Origin of the sequence: Pseudomonas sp. 2835 (assembly GCF_050435905.1) — a bacterium.
Lineage (GTDB): Bacteria > Pseudomonadota > Gammaproteobacteria > Pseudomonadales > Pseudomonadaceae > Aquipseudomonas.
In genome coordinates, this window is record NZ_JBNDLE010000025.1 from 67,678 (window position 1) to 74,063 (window position 6,386).

The following is a 6,386-nucleotide window of genomic DNA, read 5'->3' on the forward strand; positions in this document are numbered from 1 at the left end:
CTCAAGTGCTCAATGCACGAAGGTTGCGGTAGATGGTTTCAGCCTGCATCTGCAAGACGTCGATATTGCTGACGGCATAGAACACACCCGTGGTCGGAGCGCCAATGGCAAAGATATTAGACGGCCCCTGGTGGTTGATGACGCGACAATCGTCATAACGCACGTCGATCCCACCGTATTGATGCTGGATACAGATACCGGATGCAGCCAGATTCTTGTAGAGCGCACCTTGCATCGCATCGCCAGCGCCCGTGGCATTGACCACGTTGGAGAACTTGCAATTGAAATCACGCCCGCGTGCCAGGAAGCCGCCTTGTGTCACGCTGACATCGGATAATCCGGTTCGACAAGCCAAGCGTCCCGAATGCATATGCTGGTGGATCTTGATCCAGTTTTCCTTGGGGATGGGAACCCGCAATTGCCTCCAGGCACCCCGGAAGCGTCCGACGAATACTTTCCTTTCGCGCTCGGAGAGCAGGTTCCAGATCATCGGCACGATCAGGTTGGTCGAAGAGAACACCGAGTAGATATCCTCGCGGGCCACCGAGGCCTGGGTGTGATCGCGCATGAGGTCATCGAGGGTGGCGTCGATGCCCTGCGCCTCCAGCTCTTCGTCGAACATCGCCCGCACCGTCTTCAATGCCGAGCCACCAAAGCGCAGGCGATGCCTGATGGCGTGTTCAGTCAGTACCTTGAGTGCGCGCGGCTGATAGCTTTCGCTGTAGTTGGGAATCTTGCTGCTGCGGGTCAACATGGTCACATGATTGCCAGGGTCGACATCGAGCAGGGTCAGTGCGACGTCGATGGCTGACAGTTGATTGCCGAGCACGCCGATACTGTCGGAGCGAATCTCGGCAAGGCGAGTCGTCGGGTAGGGGTTGTTGATGTATCCCGGGGCCCCCTTTAGCCGATAAAAGTCGGTCGGCTCGGCATTGCCGGTTGCCAGCACGACGGCCTTGTATCCCGGGCGTTCACCCGATGCGGTGCTGAGATCATAGCGCCCCCGGGACGAAGTCATTCCGGTGATATGTTCACGGTAGTACTGAATCGATGTGTGCTCGCGCAGCGAAGACTGCACTGATTCTTCGATGAACTTGCCGAACACCGGGCGCGGTTGATAGCCATTGCTCGTGGCCATGCCGCGGGTCTGCAGCCACTGCTTGAAGTCGCCGTGTTCGCGCAGATACATCAGGTTGGCGGGGCGATTGACCAGGTTGCTCAGAATATCCTGCTGATAAGCCAAGCCCGACCCGCTGCTACCGGCTGTATCGAACACATCGATGCTCAGTGCCGGTGTCAGGCGCTTCAACCGTTCAAGAATGATTGCACCGCTATAGCCCAGCCCCACGACTGCTACCTTGCCCATATCCAATCCTTAGATGTGGTTTTGCTTCGGGCGCGATAACGCCCTTTGCCTGGTGTCCGATCTGCCAGGTCATGGCAGGTGACAAAGACCGGCTGTCGGGGTGTCCTTCAGCCGGTGACCTATAACAGGCACGCGCTGGATGGCGCCGCCTGTTTTCTTCGTGCAATGCGATGTCGGCTTACGCCCAAACGAAGGTATCCCTGACCCAACTGTCGAGTTGCGCGAGATGATCGCTGACCTCTTTCTCACTGTTGCCCTCGACAATCGCCGAGACGATTTCGCCATTGGTCATTTTCATTGCGCAATAATCCATGCCCTTTTGGGCCGTGACCGTGCAATGGCGAATGAAGGGCAAGTCGATGGATGCCGGGAAGTCGATCAGCTTGCCTGCGCGTGGCGGTACATTCAGTTGACCCAGCAAGTGGCGCGGTGGCAGCAACGACGTTAACGACGCCGATTTGCCGCCACGCTCTGCATCGATCAGGGTCAGGCGCGGATTCAAGCCGAAGGCTTCGGTCAATTCCTGGTTGACGCTGCAGCCTCCGAGGCGGCAGGCGATTTCGCAGACGATGAGGTCGTTGCCGTCGACAAACACCTCGAGATGGAACAGCAGGGTGCCGAGGTTTGGCAGCGCCTGCTCGATAATGTGCCGGGTCAGTTCCACGCTTTGCGCATGCAGGGGATTGCTTTGCGCCAGCATCTGGAAACCGAGGCTTTGCCCGTCAAGAAAGTCCAGACAGGTAATCGTCGAGCGGACCGGCGAAATGATCACCGGGTTGCCGTTTATGTAGAGCCCATTGACGTTCAGCAGCGGTGCATCGAGGTACTTCTCGACCATCAGATTGTGTAGCGTTGTGCCGTCCTGCTGTTGCAGGTAGTCGCGCAAGCCGTCGACGTCGCGTAGCACCCGTACGCCTCCTGAGCCTCGACCATCACGAGGCTTGACCACCACCGGGTAGCCGTACTGCTCGATGAAATCATTGATTTCGCACGCCGAGCCGACCATCGCCATGGGATTGATGCGAATGCCATGCTCTGCGAGCTTTTGTTTCATGAGGAATTTGTCACGGTACAGCAGCGTCATGGCCTCATAGCGTGTGCGCGAACCATTGAGACGGTCCTTGATGCGGGCCACGCGCAGCAGGTCGACCTCAGCCAACGCAACTACGGTTTGCGTGCCTAACGCTCTTGCCGCCGCCAGGGCGTCGAGTTCCACCAGCGGCGAATCATTGAAATTGGGGTAAAGCCTGAAAGACTCGCTCAGGGTGGGGAACTGCTGGTCCAGCGCTGCTTTGGCTGACAAGTCGCTGTAAATCAGCGAATTGTTGCCCAGCACGTTCAACCATTCTTGTTCCGAGTGCTGCAGGAGGATTTTCGCGGGCGAGAACAGGATTACAGGGTTCAAAGGATTTCCTTATCGTGATTGTTCATGGCGTAGCACATGCGCAAGGCAGTCCATGGTGCGCGTGTTGTTGCAGCGACCGGCCGAAGGGCGCGTTCATACGCTCCTGTAGTGGAACTATCAGAAGTTGCCTGTACGTGAGCGCTGTAGGTCTTAGGAAATACTGGGAGGCGCGATGGCTTCGGACAAGAGAGGTTCTGCGACAGATAGAGTGAGACTCCTCTATCGTGGCTGTAAGTAAATGCACATCGCCGCACGGCGGTTTTTCGCAACTAATTGATTGGTGAAGGAATTTTCGGAGTCGCTCAGTCGGATGGCGTTCAACATGACGTCAGGTGGTAAATGTTTAGCGAAAGGCAAACCAAAGATCGGAAAAGCAGGATTTTCAAGACCTTACGGCCATGCCAATTTAGTCGCAACAACACGTGTCGCTGCCCTATTGCCTTGCGAGGACTTGTCCGATGAATCTGCCTGAAAACGCTCCTGTCGGTCTGGCCAGCCAGCTCAAGCTGGACGCCCACTGGATGCCCTATACCGCCAACCGCAATTTTCAGCGCGATCCTCGGTTGATCGTCGCTGCCGAAGGTAGCTACCTGACCGACGACAAGGGCCGCAAGATCTATGACGCCCTGTCCGGCCTGTGGACCTGCGGCGCTGGCCACACCCGCAAGCAGATCCAGGAAGCGGTATCGCGCCAACTGGGCGTGCTCGATTATTCGCCGGCCTTCCAGTTCGGTCACCCGCTGTCATTCCAGCTGGCCGAGAAAATTACTGACCTGACCCCAGGCAACCTCAATCACGTCTTCTATACCAACTCCGGTTCCGAGTGCGCCGACACCGCGGTGAAGATGGTCCGTGCCTATTGGCGCCTGAAAGGCCAGGCCACCAAGACCAAGCTGATCGGCCGTGCCCGTGGCTATCACGGGGTAAACATCGCCGGCACCAGCCTGGGCGGCGTCAACGGCAACCGCAAGCTGTTCGGCCAGTTGCTCGATGTCGATCACATTCCGCACACTTTGCTGCCGGGCAATGCGTTCACCAAGGGTATGCCGGAAGAGGGCGGTATCGCCCTGGCCGATGAGATGCTCAAGCTGATCGAGTTGCACGATGCCTCGAACATCGCCGCGCTGATCGTCGAACCGCTGGCCGGTTCCGCTGGCGTGCTGCCGCCGCCGAAGGGCTACCTGAAGCGCCTGCGGGAAATTTGCGATCAGCACAACATCCTGCTGATCTTCGATGAAGTCATCACCGGCTTCGGTCGCATGGGGTCGATGTTCGGTGCCGACGCCTTCGGCGTCACTCCGGACCTGATGTGCATCGCCAAGCAGGTCACCAACGGCGCCATCCCGATGGGCGCGGTGATCGCCAGCAGCGAGATCTACCAGACCTTCATGAACCAGCCGACGCCGGAATACGCGGTGGAGTTCCCCCACGGCTACACCTACTCGGCGCACCCGGTCGCCTGCGCCGCCGGTATCGCCGCGCTGGACCTGCTGGAGAAAGAGAACCTGGTGCAATCGGCCGCCGAACTGTCGCCGCACTTCGAGAAGGTGCTGCACGGGGTCAAGGGCGCGAAGAACATCATCGACATCCGTAACTACGGCCTGGCCGGCGCCATCCAGATTGCCGCCCGCGACGGCGATGCCATCGTGCGTCCGTACGAGATCGCCATGAAGCTGTGGAAAGCCGGCTTCTATGTACGCTTCGGTGGCGACACCCTGCAGTTCGGCCCGACCTTCAACAGCCAGCCGCAGGAACTGGATCGTCTGTTCGATGCGGTCGGCGAGGCCATCAACCAGGTCGATTGATCGTCCCTCTATATATAAGAAGCGGGCGCGAGTGATCTCGCGCCCAGGCATACCCTCTTTCTGGAGTTCTGCATGAGCACTGTTCAACACCTGATCAACGGCGAACTGGTTGCTGCCGACACGCGCACCGCCGATGTCTTCAATCCGTCCACTGGCCAGGCTATCCACAAGGTTGCCCTGGCCAGCAAGCAAACCGTGCAGCAGGCTATCGACTCGGCCAAGGCGGCCTTCCCGGCCTGGCGCAACACGCCACCGGCCAAACGTGCCCAGGTAATGTTCCGCTTCAAGCAACTGCTTGAGCAGAACGAAGCGCGCATCTCGCAGTTGATCAGCGAAGAGCACGGCAAGACCGTGGAAGACGCCGCCGGTGAACTCAAGCGTGGTATCGAGAACGTCGAGTTTGCCTGCGCCGCCCCGGAAGTGCTCAAGGGCGAGTACAGCCGCAACGTCGGCCCGAACATCGATGCCTGGTCCGATTTCCAGCCGCTGGGCGTGGTCGCCGGTATCACCCCGTTCAACTTCCCGGCCATGGTGCCGCTGTGGATGTATCCACTGGCCATTGCCTGCGGTAACTGCTTCATCCTCAAGCCATCGGAACGTGACCCGAGCTCGACCCTGCTGATCGCCCAACTGCTGCACGAAGCCGGCCTGCCTAAAGGCGTGCTCAACGTGGTGCACGGTGACAAGGAAGCGGTTGATGCGCTGATCGAGGCACCAGAGGTCAAGGCCTTGAGTTTTGTCGGCTCGACGCCAATTGCCGAGTACATCTATGCCGAAGGCACCAAGCGCGGCAAGCGCGTCCAGGCGCTGGGCGGGGCGAAGAACCACGCGGTGCTGATGCCTGATGCCGACCTGGACAATGCCGTCAGCGCGCTGATGGGCGCAGCCTACGGTTCTTGCGGCGAGCGCTGCATGGCGATCTCGGTGGCCGTGTGCGTAGGCGACCAGATAGCCGATGCCCTGATCGCCAAGCTTGAACCGCAGATCAAGGCGCTGAAGATTGGCGCCGGTACCTCCTGCGGCCTGGACATGGGCCCGCTGGTTACCGCCGCAGCCCGTGACAAGGTGGTTGGCTACATCGACGATGGCGTGGCGGCCGGTGCGCAGCTGGTGGTTGACGGCCGTGGCTACCGGGTTGCCGGTAATGAAGACGGTTACTTTGTCGGCGGTACGTTGTTCGACCGCGTGACAACCGAGATGCGCATCTATAAAGAAGAGATCTTCGGGCCGGTACTGTGCGTGGTGCGCGTCGACAGCCTGGAAGAGGCCATGCGCCTGATCAACGAACACGAATACGGCAACGGTACCTGCATCTTTACCCGTGACGGTGAAGCGGCGCGTCTGTTCTGCGACGAAATCGAAGTGGGCATGGTCGGCGTCAACGTTCCTCTGCCGGTACCGGTGGCTTATCACAGCTTCGGCGGCTGGAAGCGTTCGCTGTTCGGCGACCTGCATGCCTATGGTCCGGATGGCGTGCGTTTCTACACCCGCCGCAAAGCCATTACCCAGCGTTGGCCGCAACGTGCCAGCCATGAAGCGTCGCAGTTTGCCTTCCCGAGCCTTTAAGGCTTTAACAGCGACTAGCTGCAAGCTGCAAGCTACAAGTTGAACGCGGTGCTGCCGCTTTTACTTGTAGCTTGAAGCTTGTGGCTTATAGCCAAAACGCCCCTTCTGAAACAAAGTTGAAATAAGTCCTTGACGCCCCCGTGGATCTCTCTATAATTCGCCCCACTTCCGGCGCAGTCGGAACTGAAAACTCCTTGAGTTTCAAAGAGTTAGCGGTTCCAGGGTTATCCGGAAGGGCTTCGAT

At 58.9% G+C, this 6,386-nt stretch carries 4 protein-coding genes; 2 read left to right on the forward strand and 2 right to left on the reverse strand.

Annotated features, from left to right (window positions below; translation table 11 throughout):
- Position 1 precedes the first annotated feature (1 nt).
- Both ABIE20_RS24815 and ABIE20_RS24820 read right to left on the reverse strand, forming a co-directional pair.
- Entirely contained in the window at positions 2-1,366 is a 1,365-nt protein-coding gene (locus ABIE20_RS24815; protein ID WP_429508009.1) for an FAD/NAD(P)-binding protein, read from the reverse strand.
- 178 nt (positions 1,367-1,544) lie between these two features.
- The gene (locus ABIE20_RS24820; RefSeq protein ID WP_429508010.1) at positions 1,545-2,771 is read right to left on the reverse strand and encodes an ATP-grasp domain-containing protein; all 1,227 of its coding nucleotides are present in this window, start codon (positions 2,769-2,771) and stop codon (positions 1,545-1,547) included.
- A gap of 458 nt (positions 2,772-3,229) precedes the next feature.
- Between ABIE20_RS24820 and ABIE20_RS24825 the strand changes: the two genes are divergently transcribed.
- Positions 3,230-4,576, forward strand: coding sequence for an aspartate aminotransferase family protein (locus ABIE20_RS24825; protein ID WP_038997314.1), 1,347 nt, complete (start codon positions 3,230-3,232; stop codon positions 4,574-4,576).
- A 72-nt stretch (positions 4,577-4,648) separates the two neighbouring features.
- Positions 4,649-6,142 carry a CoA-acylating methylmalonate-semialdehyde dehydrogenase gene (locus ABIE20_RS24830; protein WP_429508011.1) on the forward strand — a complete coding sequence of 498 codons (1,494 nt, stop codon included), beginning with the start codon at positions 4,649-4,651 and terminating at the stop codon, positions 6,140-6,142.
- The last annotated feature ends 244 nt before the right edge of the window (positions 6,143-6,386 follow it).